Annotated in this window: 12 protein-coding genes; 8 read left to right on the forward strand and 4 right to left on the reverse strand. The window is 71.9% G+C overall.

Annotated features, from left to right (window positions below):
• The first annotated feature begins 15 nt into the window (after positions 1–15).
• The 5 genes from PZ894_RS06720 (at position 16) to PZ894_RS06740 (ending at position 10,184) form a co-directional block, all read left to right on the forward strand.
• A complete protein-coding gene (locus PZ894_RS06720; RefSeq protein ID WP_275743723.1) occupies positions 16–1,116 on the forward strand; it encodes a glycoside hydrolase family 172 protein in 1,101 nt (366 codons plus the stop codon).
• A complete protein-coding gene (locus PZ894_RS06725; protein WP_275743724.1) occupies positions 1,113–3,395 on the forward strand; it encodes a GH116 family glycosyl-hydrolase in 2,283 nt (760 codons plus the stop codon). Before PZ894_RS06720 ends, PZ894_RS06725 begins: the two co-directional genes overlap by 4 nt.
• A 141-nt stretch (positions 3,396–3,536) precedes the next feature.
• The gene (locus PZ894_RS06730; RefSeq protein WP_275743725.1) at positions 3,537–5,951 is read left to right on the forward strand and encodes a hypothetical protein; all 2,415 of its coding nucleotides are present in this window, start codon (positions 3,537–3,539) and stop codon (positions 5,949–5,951) included.
• 133 nt (positions 5,952–6,084) lie between these two features.
• The gene (locus PZ894_RS06735; protein WP_275743726.1) at positions 6,085–9,162 is read left to right on the forward strand and encodes a (Fe-S)-binding protein; all 3,078 of its coding nucleotides are present in this window, start codon (positions 6,085–6,087) and stop codon (positions 9,160–9,162) included.
• A gap of 65 nt (positions 9,163–9,227) precedes the next feature.
• Complete coding sequence (locus PZ894_RS06740; protein WP_275743727.1) at positions 9,228–10,184, forward strand: hypothetical protein; 957 nt, start codon at positions 9,228–9,230, stop codon at positions 10,182–10,184.
• Here PZ894_RS06740 and PZ894_RS06745 read toward each other — a convergent pair.
• A complete protein-coding gene (locus tag PZ894_RS06745) occupies positions 10,169–10,453 on the reverse strand; it encodes a hypothetical protein (protein WP_275743728.1) in 285 nt (94 codons plus the stop codon). The genes PZ894_RS06740 and PZ894_RS06745 overlap by 16 nt on opposite strands.
• A gap of 10 nt (positions 10,454–10,463) precedes the next feature.
• Positions 10,464–12,194: a sodium:solute symporter family protein gene (locus tag PZ894_RS06750; RefSeq protein WP_275743750.1), complete on the reverse strand. Its 1,731-nt coding sequence runs from the start codon at positions 12,192–12,194 to the stop codon at positions 10,464–10,466.
• 241 nt (positions 12,195–12,435) lie between these two features.
• Here PZ894_RS06750 and PZ894_RS06755 point away from each other — a divergent pair, with 241 nt between their 5' ends.
• The 3 genes from PZ894_RS06755 to PZ894_RS06765 all read left to right on the forward strand — a co-directional run bounded on the left by PZ894_RS06755 (position 12,436) and on the right by PZ894_RS06765 (position 14,188).
• Positions 12,436–12,975, forward strand: a complete 540-nt coding sequence (locus PZ894_RS06755) for a pilus assembly protein HicB (protein ID WP_275743729.1) — start codon at positions 12,436–12,438, stop codon at positions 12,973–12,975.
• A 179-nt stretch (positions 12,976–13,154) separates the two neighbouring features.
• Complete coding sequence (locus tag PZ894_RS06760) at positions 13,155–13,979, forward strand: DUF4097 family beta strand repeat-containing protein (protein ID WP_275743730.1); 825 nt, start codon at positions 13,155–13,157, stop codon at positions 13,977–13,979.
• A gap of 53 nt (positions 13,980–14,032) precedes the next feature.
• A complete protein-coding gene (locus tag PZ894_RS06765) occupies positions 14,033–14,188 on the forward strand; it encodes a hypothetical protein (RefSeq protein WP_275743731.1) in 156 nt (51 codons plus the stop codon).
• A gap of 3 nt (positions 14,189–14,191) precedes the next feature.
• On the opposite strand, the gene PZ894_RS06770 is transcribed toward PZ894_RS06765, so the two are convergent.
• Complete coding sequence (locus tag PZ894_RS06770; RefSeq protein ID WP_275743732.1) at positions 14,192–15,145, reverse strand: siderophore-interacting protein; 954 nt, start codon at positions 15,143–15,145, stop codon at positions 14,192–14,194.
• 30 nt (positions 15,146–15,175) lie between these two features.
• Entirely contained in the window at positions 15,176–15,751 is a 576-nt protein-coding gene (dcd, locus tag PZ894_RS06775; RefSeq protein ID WP_275743733.1) for a dCTP deaminase, read from the reverse strand.
• Positions 15,752–15,767 lie beyond the last annotated feature (16 nt).

Genomic DNA, 15,767 nt, shown 5'->3' on the forward strand with positions numbered 1-15,767 from the left:
CCTGAAGGAATCCCTGTGAACCTCCCCGACATCGCCCGCCTGCGCTCGGTCTCGACGCGGTCGATCAGCCCGGAGAACTTCGACGGCGCCAAGGCCGGTGGCGGTCGCGCGACCGAGGGCACCGGCGCCGCGTGCGCCGCCGACCTCGGCCCCGGCTGGAAGATCTCGCCGTCGGTCGACGTCGCCGGACTGTCGACGTTCGAGATGGCGAGCATCGACGAGCCCGGCCGGATCACCCACATCTGGCTGACCACCCACCGCGACAACTGGCGCACGCTGGTGCTGCGTGCCTACTGGGACGGGTCGGACGAGCCCGCGATCGAGGTGCCGCTGGGCGACTTCTTCTGCAACGGGTGGGGCACGTTCGCCCAGGTCTCCTCGCACATGATCGCGGCGAACCCGAACGGCGGCTTCAACTCCTACTGGCCGATGCCGTTCCGCGAGGGCGCGCGGCTCACGATCGAGAACCTCGTCGACCGCGTCGCCACCGTCTACTACCAGGTGACCTACGAGACCGGTCCGACCGTCGCCGAGGAGGCCGCCGGGTCGGGATACCTGCACGCGCAGTACCGCCGGTCCAACCCCCTGCCCGACAAGGAGACCCACCCGCTTCTCACCGCCGTCGAGGGCAGGGGTCAGTACGTCGGCACCTACATGACGTGGGGCGTGAACAGCCCCGGCTGGTGGGGCGAGGGCGAGATCAAGTTCTACCTCGACGGCGACGCCGAGGAGGGCTTCCCCACCATCTGCGGCACCGGCACCGAGGACTACTTCGGCGGCGCGTGGAACTTCGACGTCCCCGGCCAGGGCTACACGGCGTACCACACGCCCTACCTCGGCATGCCCCAGGTGCTGCGCCCCGACGGGCTCTACCGCTCCCAGCAGCGGTTCGGCCTCTACCGCTGGCACGTCGTCGACCCGATCCACTTCGAGCGCGACCTGACCGTCGACATCCAGGCGCTCGGCTGGAAGTCGGCACACCGCTACCGGCCGCTGCACGACGACATCTCGTCGGTCGCGCTGTTCTACCTCGACCGGCCGGCGGCGGCCCGCCCGGCGTTCCCGCACGTCGACGACCTGGAGGTCGCCGGGGAGCCGATGGACCCGCTGACGTGAGCACGATCCGGGCCTGGCCCGCGGTCCGCACCTACCCGCAGGAGGCGCTCGCGCGCATCCGGATGCCCGTCGGCGGGATCGGCACCGGGTGCGTCGGCCTCGGCGGCCGCGGCCAGCTCGTGGACTGGGAGCTCTTCAACCGTCCCTCGAAGGGCTTCGACCCGGCCAGCTTCTTCGCCGTCCACGTGGCCGGCGACGGGATGCGCGAGACCCGGGTCCTCGAGGCCGGGCTCGGCGACACCGAGCTGGACGGCGCCCACGGCAGCCCGGTCCCGCTCGCGGGGCTGCCGCGGTTCCGGCACGGCACGTTCGACGCGGCGTACCCGCTCGGCACCGTCCGGCTGAGCGACCCCGACCTGCCGGTCACGGCCGACCTGCAGGTCTTCAACCCGCTGGTGCCGGGCGACGCCGGGGCGAGCGGGCTGCCGCTCGCGTCGTACGTCGCCACCGTGACCAACACCGGCGAGCAGGCGCTGACCGTCTCGGTGTGCGGCAGTCTCCAGCACGTCGTCGGCGCCACCCAGCGCCCGGATCGCCGGTGGGAGCTCGCGGCCGGCAACCGCTACGACGTACGCCGCCTCGACGGGGCCACCACCCTCCTCGGCAGCGGCAGCGGGCTCGACCCGGTGGGCGAGTCGACCGGCACCATCGCCCTCACCGCGATCGGCGACGTCTCCAGCCTGCGCACGGCCTGGGCGCGCCGGTCGTGGGGCGACGACCTGCTGGACCTCTGGGAGGACTTCGCCGCCGACGGCCAGGTCGACGAGCCCCACGACCCGGGACGGGTGCCGACCGGCTCGCTGGTGCTCACCCGCACCCTCGCCCCCGCCGAGCGCGCGTCGTTCCGCTTCCTCCTCACGTGGCACTTCCCGAACCGCCACGGCTGGGGCGACCCCGACGTGCCGGTCGCCAACCACTACACGGGGCGGTACGCCGACGCGGCCGACGTCGCCGCGCAGGCCCTGCCCCGGCTCGCGGACCTCGAGGCGGCGACGGTCGCGTTCGTCGAGTCGCTGTCCGACCTGCCGACCGTCGTCCAGGACGCCGCGCTGTCCAACCTCGCCGTCCTGAAGTCTCCCGTCTGCTTCCGGATCGCAGACGGCACGTTCCTCGCCTGGGAGGGGTCCGACGACGACTCCGGCAGCTGTCACGGCAGCTGCACGCACGTCTGGAACTACCAGTACGCGCTGGAGTCGCTCTTCCCCGAGCTCGCGTGGACGATGCGCGAGGTCGAGTTCGTCCACTCCCTCGACGCCCGCGGGCGGATGAGCTTCCGCGCCGACCTGCCGCTGGCCGAGCGCGGCACCCGGTGGCCGACGGCCGCCGCGGACGGGCAGATGGGGGCGATCGTCCGGCTGCACCGCACCTGGCGGGCCGACCCGGACGGCGACCGGCTGGCTCGCCTGTGGCCGGGCGTGCGACGCGCCCTGGAGTTCGCCTGGATCCCGCTGGGCTGGGACGCCGACCGCGACGGCCTGATGGAGGGCTGCCAGCACAACACGATGGACGTCGAGTACTACGGCCCGAGCGGGGTGAACCAGTCGTGGTACCTCGCCGCGCTCGCGGCCTGCGTCGAGCTGGCCGGTGTCGTCGGCGACGACGGGTTCGCCGCCACCTGCGCCGACGTGCTCGCGTCCGGTGCGGCGCGCACCGACGAGGTCGTCTTCAACGGCGACTACTACCAGCAGCAGGTCGTGCCGCCGGGCTCGGAGGACCGGATCGCGGCGGGCCTGCGCATCCGCTACGAGGGCGACGACCCGGCTGTCGGGTCCGACGACCTCGTCGACCCCGACCTGCAGATCGGCGCGGGCTGCACCGCCGACCAGCTGGTCGGACACACGATGGCCGCGCTCGGCGGGCTCGCGACCGGGCTGAGACCCGAGCACGTGAGCCGGGCCCTCGACAGCATCGTCGAGCACAACCACCGCGCCACCTTGCACGGGCACCTCAACCCGCGGCGCTCGTACGCGCTGGGCGACGAGGCGGGCGTGCTCAACTGCACGTTCCCGCGCGGCGACCGGCCGGCGCGCCCCTTCCCCTACTGCGACGAGGTGTGGACCGGCGTCGAGTACACCGCGGCGATCGGCCTGCTCCTCGACGGGCGGGTCGACGAGGCCCTGCGCATCGTCGCCGACGTCCGGGCTCGCCACGACGGACGCCGGCGCAACCCGTTCGACGAGGTCGAGTGCGGTCACCACTACGTGCGCTCGATGGCGTCGTGGGGGCTGGTCGAGGCCTTCCGGGCGGCCGCGGCGTCTCATCAAGGGATGCAGGCGTAGCCGCGCTTCCCTCGCCGAGCTCGTCGCGGGAAGCGGGGTCCGGCCTTCATCCCTTGATGAAACAACGGTCGGCGACCACCACGCGCGTCACCCCCTCCCGCCCGGCTCGTTGGGCTCTCCAGACGAGGCGAAGGAGACGGCGTGCGCGAGACGAGTGCGGCCCGGCGGCTGGCCTGGGCGACGGTGGCGGGAGTGTCGGCGCTCGCCGTCGCGGTCTCCCTCGGCGGCGGCGCGGGCCTGCGCGAGGGGAGCCTGTCGGCACGGTACGGCGCCGCGCAGTCCGCGCTCGCGGTCCGCGACCAGGACAAGAACGCCGTCTCCCGCGCCGGCGAGACCGGTAAGGACACCCTGGACCCCACGACCGCCGCCGAGCGGCTCGCGAGCGCGTCGTACGTCGACCGGGAGCGCGCCCTCCCCGACCCCGAGCTCACGTCCGTGCCGGTCACGCGGGCACGCGCCCGCCACCCCCAGGATCGCTACGCGATGGCCAACGGCTGCTACGACCTGGCCGGCGAACCGATCTACTTCAAGCCCACCGACCTCGGCGACTACCTCCTCCACGACGCCGACGGCGCGCTGGTCACGGCGGGCGGGGCCCGCGCCGCGAAGCCCGGCGCGTCGACGGTGTGGACCGCACGGCGCTCGGGCCCGGCCTACACCTTCAGCAACGACGGCTCGCCGCTGACGATCGACGGCGTCGCCCGCTTCCGGCTCACCCGCACGACCGGCTGCACGGCCTACCCGGAGTCGCAGATCGACGTCTCCGGTCGTCCCCACGCGGGCGTCACGCCGTACCAGGAGGTGCGCGGCTACGTCGACGCACACACGCACGGGATGGCCTTCGAGTTCCTCGGCGGGGCGGCCCACTGCGGCAAGCCATGGGACGCGTACGGCGCGCCGTACGCGCTCGTCGACTGCCCGGACCACACGACCACCGGTGGGTACGGCGGCGTGCTCGAGTCGGTGCTGTCGGGCGAGCCGCACCACGACCCGGTCGGCTGGCCCACGTTCGAGGACTGGCCCGCGCCGGAGTCGCTGACCCACGAGGGCACCTACTACCGCTGGCTCGAGCGCGCGTGGCGCGGCGGCCAGCGCATCTTCGTCAACCTGCTCGTCGAGAACGACCAGCTGTGCCGGATCTACCCGCTGAAGAAGAGCCCGGAGTACGCCGCCTGCGACGACATGGCGTCGGTCCGGCGGCAGGCGAACGACATGTATCGGATGCAGGACTACATCGACGCGCAGTTCGGCGGGCCCGGCCGCGGCTTCTACCGGATCGTCACCAACCCCTTCCAGGCCCGGCGGGTGATCAACGCCGGGAAGATGGCGGTGGTGATGGGCATCGAGACCAGCGTGCCCTTCGGCTGCACGATGAAGCTCGACGTCCCGCAGTGCGACATCGGCGACATCGACGAGCAGCTCGACTCCGTGCGGGCGATGGGCGTGCGGCAGATGGAGCTGGTCAACAAGTTCGACAACGCGCTGGCCGGCGTCGCCGGCGACAACGGCGCGGTCGGCACCGTCGTGAACGTCGCGAACTTCCTCGAGACCGGGTCTTTCTGGGACATGCGGCACTGCGAGCCCGCGGACGGGGAGTCCCACGACCGCGACCAGGTCGCGCTGCCGGACTTCTCGGCCCAGCAGCAGGACGCCCTCTTCGGCGCCATCGGCAAGCTCTTCGGGTCGCTGCACGTCGCCCTCCCGCTCTACGGCCGGCCGCACCACTGCAACGCCCGGGGGCTGACCACGCTGGGCGAGTACACGATCGAGGGGCTCGCGAAGCGGCACATGCTCTTCGACCCCGACCACATGAGCGTCAAGGCCCGCGCGGCCGCGCTCGACCAGATCGACGACCTCGGCTACCACGGCGTCATCTCGAGCCACTCCTGGGCGACCCCCGACGCGTACCCGCGGATCTACGAGGAGGGCGGCTTCATCACGCCGTACGCTGGCGACTCGACCGGGTTCGTCGAGAAGTGGCGCCGGCACGTCGGGTGGGCCGATCCCCGCTACTACTGGGGCATCGGGTACGGCGCGGACATGAACGGCCTCGGCGCGCAGGGCGACCCGCGCGGCGCCGACGTGCCCAACCCGGTCACCTATCCCTTCGAGGGCCTCGGCGGAGTCACCGTGCACCGGCAGCGGGCCGGCGAGCGGGTCTACGACGTCAACGTCGACGGGGTCGCGCAGTACGGCCTCTACCCCGACTGGATCGAGGACCTCACCAAGGTCGCCGAGTCGCAGCAGGCGGGCGACGGCGAACGGATCCGCGACGACATGGCTCGCGGCGCCGAGGCCTACCTGCAGACCTGGGAGCGGGCGGAGGGGATCGCGCCCGACTCGTGCCGCAACCCCGGCCTGCGCACGAAGGTGGGCCGGGTCGAGACGCTCCTGCGCCGCGGGATGTCGACGAAGGCCGTCATGCGCGCGGTCGGGCAGCCCTACGAGCGGCTCGGCTCGTCGTACACCTTCTGCGCCCGCACCCGCACCGACCCGAAGGTGAGGGTGACGGTCTCGTTCTCGAAGCGCGGGAAGCTCACCGGGGTCCGCACCTGACGCAGAAGTTACCTCCCGGTAGGATCCTTCTCACGTCCGCCCGGGACTGACGCCGCGGAGCGCTGGGCATAGGCTCCACCGGGCGCCGGTACGGCGCTCGCCCGACTGCCGCCACCGAGGGAGTCCCGCCTCCATGCAGATCTTCGCCATCGTCGTCAGCCTTGGGCTCACCGCGGTCACGCTCGCGGTCCTGGTGCCCGCGGTCCGCAAGATGCTGGGCGTGATCCGGATCGGCCAGCCGACGACCGGACGCGCAGACCAGCCGCTCGCGCGGACGCTCACGATGCTGAAGGAGACCGTCGGTCACACGCGGATGCTCCAGTGGACGTGGATCGGCGTCATGCACTGGTTCGTCTTCGCGGCGTTCCTCTTCCTGAGCACGGCGGTCGCGGCGGCGTACGTCCAGCTCTTCCGGCCGGACTTCGCCTGGCCGATCGTCGGCCACTGGTACCCCTACGAGTGGTTCAGCGAGCTCATCGGCCTGCTGAGCACCGTCGGCGTCATCGTGCTGATCGTCTACCGGCAGGTGCGGCACCCCCGGCGGCTCGGGCGCGACAGCCGCTTCTTCGGCTCGACGCAGTGGCAGGCCTACTTCGTCGAGTACGCCGCCCTCCTCGAGGGCAGCGCGATCCTCTTCGTGCGCGGGGCGGAGTGGCGCCTCGACGAGGAGGCCGGGCGCGACCACTATCCGATCGCCTCCTGGGTCGGCGACGTGCTCTACCCGTCGGCCCCCGGCAGCCTCGAGAACATCATCTACGGCGTCGCGCTCTTCAAGATCGCGCTCGCGATGGTGTGGCTCATCGTCATCGCCCGCAACCTGACGATGGGCATCGCCTGGCACCGCTTCACTGCGTGGTTCAACATCTGGTTCAAGCGCGAGTCCTCCGGCAGGCCGGCGCTGGGCGCCCTCAAGCCGCTAACGTCCAACGGCAAGGCGGTCTCGCTCGACGACATCGACGACCTCGACGAGGACGCGATGCTGGGCGCCGGCTCGATCGGCGACTTCAGCTGGAAGGGCATCCTCGACTTCACGACCTGCACCGAGTGCGGCCGCTGCCAGTCGCAGTGCCCCGCCTGGAACACCGAGAAGCCGCTGTCGCCCAAGCTGCTCGTGATGGGCATGCGCGAGGCGGCGTACGCCCACGCCGGCGCGCCGGCCGACGCCGAGCCGCGCGCACTCGTCGGCAAGACCGACGCCGACGCGGCCGCGGGCGCGGGCCCCGAGGTCCTCGACTGGTTCTACAACCCCACCGAGGGCGACTTCGTGATCGACGAGGACGTGCTGTGGTCGTGCACGTCGTGCGGCGCCTGCGTGCAGCAGTGCCCGGTCGACATCGAGCACGTCGACCACATCGTCGACATGCGCCGCTACCAGATCCTGGTCGAGTCCAACTTCCCCGCGGAGCTCAACGGCCTCTTCAAGGGCCTGGAGAACAAGGGCAACCCGTGGAACATGTCCGCGACCGCGCGCATGGACTGGGCCAAGGGCCTGCCGTTCGAGGTCAAGGTGGTCGGGGCCCCGGCCGACCAGGGGGGCATCGAGTCGCTCGACGAGGTCGACTGGCTCTTCTGGGTCGGCTGCGCCGGCGCCTACGAGGACCGCGCGAAGAAGACCACCCGCGCCGTCGCCGAGCTGCTCGACCTGGCCGGCGTCTCCTTCGGCGTGCTCGGCAACGGCGAGACCTGCACCGGCGATCCCGCCCGGCGCGCGGGCAACGAGTTCGTCTTCCAAGGCCTCGCGCAGCAGAACGCCGAGACCTTCAAGGAGCACCGGGTCAAGAAGGTCGTCTCGACCTGTGCCCACTGCTTCAACACGCTCAAGAACGAGTACCAGGAGTTCGGCGTCGAGCTCGAGGTCGTGCACCACACCCAGCTGCTCAACCGGCTGGTGCGCGAGGGCAGGCTCACCCCGGTGAGCGACGGCGCGGGCGCGCACAAGCGGTCGATCACCTACCACGACCCGTGCTACATCGGCCGCCACAACGGCGTGTACTCACCTCCGCGCGAGCTGCTCCAGGTGCTGCCCGGGGCGGAGTACGTCGAGATGGAGCGCAACTCGGAGCGGTCCTTCTGCTGCGGCGCGGGCGGCGCGCGGATGTGGATGGAGGAACGGCTCGGCGAGCGGATCAACGTCAACCGCACCAAGGAGGCCGTCGGCACCGGCGCCGACCAGATCGCGGTCGGCTGCCCCTTCTGCCGGGTGATGCTCTCCGACGGCCTCACCGCCCAGCAGGCGGCGGGCGAGGCCCGCGAGGAGGTCGAGGTCCTCGACGTCGCGCAGATGCTGCTCGCGTCGGTCAAGGGCGAGATGGCGACCAAGACGGCGCCCGGCGCGACCGCCGCTGCGCCCCCCGCCCCCGCCCCCGCCCCCGCCGTCGAGACCAAGGCGGAGCCGGAGGCGGGCGACGCCACGATCACCGACGACACGGTCGTCGAGACCGCGGACGCCGGGCCGGCCGCCAAGGCCAGCGGCGGCTCGTCGCTCTTCGACGACGCCGGCTCGATGTTCGACGAGCCGGCCCCCGCGGCCGAGCCCGCGGCGGAGGACACGCCACCCGTCGAGGACGTCGAGGAGGCGAGTCCGGCCGCGTCCGGCGGCTCCCTCTTCGACCTCGGCGGCGACGAGCCTCCCCCGGCAGCGGAGCCGGCAGCGGAGCCCGCCGCCGAGGAGAAGCCCGCGACCGGCGGCTCGCTCTTCGACCTCGCGGGCGACGAGCCTGAGCCGGAACCGGAGCCGCAGTCCGAGGAGAAGCCGGCCGCAGAGCCCGCGACCGACCTCGGCTCCGGCGGCTCGCTGTTCGACCTCGAGCCCGAGCCCGAGCCGGCGCCCGAGCCCGAGCCGGCGCCCGAGCCCGAGCCCGAGCCGAAGACCAGGCCCGAGCCGGCACCGCAGGCCGAGGAGAAGCCCGCCGCAGAGCCCGCGACCGACCTCGGCTCCGGCGGCTCCCTGTTCGACATCGCGCCCGAGGCGACGCCCGAGCCGACACCCGCGCCGGCCCCCGAGGTCGAGCCGGACGACACGGCCCCGACGGCCGAGTCCGAACCCATCGACAGCGACAGTCCCGACCCGGTCGCGCTCAGCGAGGCCGCGACCGAGGCCGCCGAGGACGAGCCGCAGCAGAAGCCGGAGAAGCCGGAGCCCAGCAACGAGGCGCACCGGCCGAAGACCGACGTGGACATCCCCGAGTCGGGCTCGCTCTTCGACCTCTGACCAGCTGCCGGTCGAGACCGCCGGTCGTCCGGAGGGCGTAGCGTCGGCTCCGAACAGGAGCTGCCATGGACGCCGGCGACTACCGCGACGCGCGCTGGCACTCGCTGCTGCGTGAGGCCGAGGATCTCGGCGTGCCTCCCGAGCGCGCCGCGACCGTGGTGGACGACGTCCTCGTCGGTCAGGAGCGGCGGATCCGGCGCGCGAAGGACCCCGACCCCTGGGTGCGCGCGGCCCTCCGCGACGCCGTCCTCGGCCCATCGCCACGGCCGGCGGGCCGGCGCTGGGCGGCCGCCGCGGCCGTACTCGCCGCCCTGGTCGCGGTCGGCGCCGCGGTCGCACTGACCCGGCCCGACGCGCCGCCGGAGGACCGCCTGCGCACCGACCAGATGCCGTCGCTGTTCGGGTTCGACGGTCCAGACGCCGAGCGCTACCTGAGCGAGCGCGGGCTCGAGGTCGAGCTGCGGCCGTTCCGGTCCTGCGAGGTGCAGGGCCGGGTGGTGGCCGTCGACCCACCACCCGGGACGGTCTACGAGGGCGGCGACCGGGTCACGGTCTTCACCGCGATCCCCGCGGATGTCACCTGCCTGGCCAACTACGTCGACCGGGTGCTCGCCTGGCAGTGGCTGGACTTCGCGCTCGGTCGCGGCGACGCCCCGCCGTACGCCGGCCGCGTCTTCGTCTACCCCGGCGACACCCGGCGAGTGGTGCTCACCGCGGCCGAGGCCGCCGTACGCGAGACCTGGGACGGCACCGGGGTGCTCGAGGAGATCGCCCGCGCCGCCGAGGACGTCTCCCTCGTCAGGCTGCACCCGCTGTCGTACGCCGTGCCGGCGATCCGGGTCGTCGACGCGACCGACGGGCTGGGCCGGTGCGGCGTACCCGAGCCGGCGGTGGCGGGCACGTCGGACGCGATCGCCGTGCTCATCCGGTCGGCCGACCGCGAAGGGTGTCCGCTGCGGGTCGAGCTCTACCGCGACCGTGCCGGTCGGGTCGAGGGCGTCGCCGTCTATCCGCCGTCCTGAGCGGGCGGCCGCTCGGGCTGCTCGGCGCGTTGTTCGGTCGGCTCCTCGGGCACGCGGACCGGCCGCAGCCACGCCCACCCGAGGAAGATCGCGGCGATGACGACCATCGCGAGGCCCGCCCAGAGGTTGGCGTTGACGTCGCCGGTCTTGGCGAGCTCCTGGTCGCCGAAGAGCCCCATGAGCACGAGGATGATCCCGTAGAGGCCGATCAGGCCACCGATGATGTTGCGGATGTCGAAGGCGCCGGCGGTGTGCTGGGTGCGAGGCATGTCGGGCTCCTCAGAAGATCACGTTCAGGATGATGACCAGGACCAGGGCGATGCCGGCGAGCGGCAGCGTGCGCTGGTACCACGGGCGCGACGCCTCCTCGGGATCCACGAGGTCCTCCCGTGGCGTCTCCGAGTAGACCAGCCCCCGCAGCTCCTCGACCGGCTTCGGCCTGGTGACCGCGGAGACCACGACGCTGAGCACCACGTCGACGACGAACGCCGCGCCCGCGGCCACGAACGACGCGCCCTGCCCGCTGATGCCGATCCAGCCCTGGCTGAGCGAGCCGAGCGCGTCCTCGCTGGCGACTCCCACGAAGACGGCGGCGAGCGTGCCGGAGACCAGCCCGACCCAGCCGGCGGTCGGCGTCATCCGCTTCCAGAACATGCCGACGATGAACGTGGCGAAGAGCGGCGCGTTGAAGAACCCGAAGAGCGTCTGCAGGTAGTTCATGACGTTCGAGTAGTTCGACGCCAGGCCGGCGGTGAAGATCGCGATGATGACCGCGGCGACCGTCGCGATCCGCCCGACGACCAGGTAGTACTGGTCGTCGCGCTCCTTCACGACGTACCGCTGCCACAGGTCGTAGCTCCAGACGGTGTTGAACGCCGAGACGTTCGCGGCCATGCCGGCCATGAACGCGGCGAGCAGACCGGTGATCGCGACGCCGAGCAGGCCGTTGGGCAGCACGTCGCGCATCAGGTAGAGCAGCGAGTCGTTGTAGGTCACGCCCTCGCCGGACGCACCGCCCGCCACGCTCTCCCCTGCCTTGACGTCGGCGATCTCGGTGACGAGCACCGCGGCGATCATGCCGGGGAGGATCGTGATGAACGGGACGAACATCTTCGGGAACGAGCCGATGATCGGCGTCTTGCGCGCCGACGAGATCGAGTTCGACGCCATCGCGCGCTGGACCTCGACGAAGTTGGTGGTCCAGTAGCCGAACGAGAGCACGAAGCCGAGACCGAAGACGATGCCGACGACCGACCAGAAGTCCGAGGAGAAGCCGGTGAGCGCGGCGCCGGGCCAGGAGTTCAGCTGGTCGGCGGTCGGGGCGATCGTGTCGGGGTGGGCGTCGGCGGCGTCGGTGATGCCGTCCTTGAGGCCGTCCCAGCCGCCGACCCGGTGCAGCCCGATCAGCGTGAGGGGCAGCAGGCCGGCGACGATCACGAAGAACTGCAACACCTCGTTGTAGATCGCCGCGCTGAGACCGCCCAGTGTGATGTAGGAGAGCACGATGGCGGCGGCAACGATCAGCGCGATCCACAACGGCCACCCGAGGAGCGCGTGGATGATGCTGCCGAGCAGGAAGAGGTTGATGCCCGCGATCAGCAGCTGGGCGACGGCGAACGAGATCGCGTTGACGAGGTGCGCACCGGTGCCGAACCGGCGGAACATGAACTCCGGCACCGAGCGGACCTTCGAGCCGTAGTAGAACGGCATCATCACGACGCCCAGGAAGAGCATCGCCGGGATCGCGCCGATCCAGAAGTAGTGGACCGTCGGGATGCCGAACTGGGCGCCGTTGGCGGACATGCCCATGATCTCGACCGCGCCGAGGTTCGCCGAGATGAAGGCCAGCCCGGTCACCCACGCGGGCAGTGACCGGCCCGACAGGAAGAAGTCCAGCGAGTCGGAGATCTGCCGGCGAGCCAGCAGTCCGATCCCGAGCACCACGGCGAAGTAGATGAAGATCGTCAGGTAGTCGACGAACTTCGCGTCGATGATGGTGCTGGCCATCACGATCGGACTCGACATGCGGCGTGCCTTCCTACACCGATCCGGCGGCTTGCACCCGGATGGACCACCGGGACCCGTGCCCAGCACCCTCCCGCGACAAACCCCACATCCGCCTCACCTGCACCGGGTGATGCCGGGCTGACGCCGGGCTGACGCCGGGATGACGCCGGGATGACGCCGCGTGACGCCATGTGACGTCTCGCTTGCCTTGACATGACGTCAGAGTGGTGTCATGGTGGTGCACATGGACATCACCCCGTACGTCGAGAGCCTGCGGCGCGACCTGCTCGCGGCCGCCGACGCGGCCGGTCCCGAGGCCCGGGAGGTCACCGACCGACTCGCGTTCGCGCTCGACCCGGCCGCCCGGCTCGCGCTGATGGAGGCGATCTCCCAGGCGGCCGCCGAGATCACCGCCGAGCTCCCCGAGGGCGGCGTCGACGTCCGCCTCAACGGCCGGGAGCTCGAGTTCGCGGTGCACGCGCCCCCGGCACCGCCGGCAGCCCCCGCGCCGCCGGCCCCGCCGGGCGCGGACGAGGTCGAGGAGGAGGGCGGCGTCGCCCGCATCACGCTCCGCATCCCCGAGTCGGTCAAGACCAAGGCCGAGGAGCTGGCCGCCCGCTCGGGCCACTCCCTCAACACCTGGCTGGTCAACGTCGTCCGCACCGCGACCCGCGGCGAGGGCGCCATCAACGTCGACATCGACCTCTCGAGCATCCCCTTCGTCGGCGGCAACGACCCGTTCGGCGGCAAGCGACCCGGCAAGCGCATGTCCGGCTGGGTCTAGCGGAGACGCGCCAGCGGATCCGCTGATGGTGGTCGAGCGAGCCGCGCGACCGAGGAACGAAGTCGCGACCGGCGTGTCGAAGCCCAGTCAGTAGCCCGAGAACACCAACCCATCACCCCCACCCCGGGACCGGCGCCGCCGGCCCCGCGGACGACCACACCCTCGTGCAGGAGACCACGATGACCGAGCACCACTTCGACACCCCCGAGCCCGTCGAGCTGTTCACCGAGATCGGCAAGGGCAGCGTCGACGTCACGGCGACCGAGACCACGCAGACGCACGTCGAGATCACCGGACGCGACGCCGACCAGGTGGCGGTGCGCCAGGACGGCCGGCAGATCAGCGTCGTCGGCCCGCGGCAGCGCGGCGGCCTCTTCGGCGGCGACTCGCGCCTCGACGTACGCATCACCATCCCCGCCGGCAGCAACGCCGTCATCCGCACCGGCAGCGCCGACATCGCCGTGCACGGGACCATCGACACCGGCCAGGTCAAGAGCGGCTCCGGCGACATGCAGGTCGACACCGTGACCGGACCGCTGCTCGCCGAGACCGGCTCCGGCGACATCCGCGTCGGCGCCGCGGAGGCGGCCCTCAAGGTCAAGAGCGGCTCTGGTGACGTCGTCATCAACGACGCCGCCGACGTCACCACGATCTCGACCGGATCCGGCGACGTGCGCGTCGGCAGCGCCGGCGGGCAGACCGTCGTCAAGACCGGTTCCGGCGACCTCGAGGTCGCCGACGCGTCCCACGACGTCACGCTCACCACGGGTTCCGGGGACATGGTCGTCTCCCGCGCCCACCGCGGCCGGGTCAGCGCCAAGGGCGCCTCCGGCGACGTCCGCATCGGCGTGCCCGCAGGCGTCCCGGTCTGGACCGACATCTCGACGGTCACCGGCGACATCCGCTCCAACCTCACCGGCGCCGGCAAGCCCGAGGCCGGTGCCGACCACGTCGAGGTCCGCGCCCGCACGGTCAGCGGCGACATCGTCCTCGCCGAGGTGTGAGGACCCGCACCAACCCCACCGAGCAGCAGTCAGATCAGCAGAGGAGCACCGTCATGGAGTACGGCATCAGCACGCTCGACGCCGAGATCAACCGCCAGCAGCTCGCCGAGCGCATCGCCCGCGCCAGCACCCCGAAGATCCCCGCCACCGCCCACCGGCACCTGCTCGCGCAGCGGCTGCGTCGCCTGGCCGATCGCGTCGACAACTGAGGCTCAGGACCTCATCGCGACGCCGCGGCGCCAGTAACCCATGAAGGCGACCTGGCGGCGGTCGACCCCGAGGTCCTTGACCAGGGCCCGGCGCAGTCCGGTGACCACGCCCGACTCGCCCGCGATCCACGCGTAGAGGTCGTCGAGGTCACTTCCGCCCACCGCCGTTGCGGTGTCGACGTCCTCACCCGAGGAGGAGTACGTCGGGGTCTCCCAGAGATCGGGGTCGACCTCGTCGACGGCCGGTGCGGCGTCGGTGGCGGCGCCCAGGTGGTCGAGCACCGCCCGGTGGAGCAGGTCGCCGTGGGCGGCACCGTCGCGCGGCAGCCAGACGACCCGAACGCCCTCCGGATGCTGGACGGTCAGCACGTCGGCGGCGGTCGGCACCTCGAGGAAGGCCGCACCGACGGCGTCCCAGCTCAGCTGGGAGAGGATCGCACAGACGGCCGGCACCGCGGTCTCGTCGCCGACCAGCAGCAGCCGGCCCGCCGTACCCGGGACGAACTCGATGCCGCCGTACTGCTCCCCGCGCCGCGGGCCCAGCACCACGACCCGGTCGCCGACGGCCGCGCTGGTCGCCCAGGCGCAGCCGGGACCCGGCTCGCCGTGGTCGTCGGCGTGCAGCACGATGTCGACGACCAGCCGGGCCTCGGGGCCCGTGCCCACGATGTCGCGCACCGTGTAGGTGCGCATGTGGCCGCGCTCCTCCTCGGGCCGCGCGAGCCAGGTGTCCCACCAGGACTCGTCCATCCCGGCGAACGACGGAGGCGGGCCCCCGGGCACGCCGGGGAAGACCAGCTTGATCCGCTGGTCGTAGAGGGGCTGGTCGTCGACCCCGAAGTGCTCGAGGCAGGGACCGCCGAACTCCACCCGGACGAAGGACGGCGAGAGCCGATCCACCCCGACGACCTCGATCTCGTCGAGGATCATGGGCAGCGGGCTCTGAGTGGTGGTCACGAAGTTAGGTTAGCCTAACCTCGACGGATCCTAGATCGAGGTCCGGTGGAAGTTCTGGAACGACCGCGACGGCGTCGGGCCCCGCTGGCCCTGGTAGCGCGAGCCGTACTTCGCCGAACCGTACGGGTGCTCCGACGGCGACGAGAGTCGGAAGAAGCAGAACTGGCCGATCTTCATGCCCGGGTAGAGCTTGATGGGGAGCGTCGCGACGTTCGCGAGCTCCAGCGTCACGTGGCCGGAGAAGCCCGGGTCGACGAACCCGGCGGTCGCGTGCGTCAGCAGTCCGAGCCGCCCCAGCGACGACTTGCCCTCGACCCGGGCGGCGATGTCGTCGGGCAGCGTGACGACCTCGTACGTCGAGCCGAGCACGAACTCGCCCGGGTGGAGGATGAACGGCTCGTCACCCTCCGGCTCCACCACCCGGGTCAGGTCGGACTGGTCGGCCGCGGGGTCGATGTGCGGGTACTTGTGGTTCTCGAACACCCGGAAGAACCGGTCCAGCCGCACGTCGATCGACGACGGTTGCAGCATGCCGGCGTCGTACGGGTCGAGGGCGATCCGGCCCGCGTCGATCTCGGTCGTGATGTCGCGGTCTGACAGCAGCACGCTGGCACCCTACCGG

The organism is Nocardioides sp. YIM 152315 (assembly GCF_029210375.1).
In the GTDB taxonomy this organism is placed as follows: domain Bacteria; phylum Actinomycetota; class Actinomycetes; order Propionibacteriales; family Nocardioidaceae; genus Nocardioides.

Coding starts and splice junctions, on each gene's coding strand:
- PZ894_RS06740 (WP_275743727.1), top strand. CDS start 9,228: ATGGACGCCGGCGACTACCGCGACGCGCGCTGGCACTCGCTGCTGCGT.
- PZ894_RS06755 (WP_275743729.1), top strand. CDS start 12,436: ATGGACATCACCCCGTACGTCGAGAGCCTGCGGCGCGACCTGCTCGCG.
- PZ894_RS06735 (WP_275743726.1), top strand. CDS start 6,085: ATGCAGATCTTCGCCATCGTCGTCAGCCTTGGGCTCACCGCGGTCACG.
- PZ894_RS06745 (WP_275743728.1), bottom strand. CDS start 10,453: ATGCCTCGCACCCAGCACACCGCCGGCGCCTTCGACATCCGCAACATC.
- PZ894_RS06760 (WP_275743730.1), top strand. CDS start 13,155: ATGACCGAGCACCACTTCGACACCCCCGAGCCCGTCGAGCTGTTCACC.
- PZ894_RS06765 (WP_275743731.1), top strand. CDS start 14,033: ATGGAGTACGGCATCAGCACGCTCGACGCCGAGATCAACCGCCAGCAG.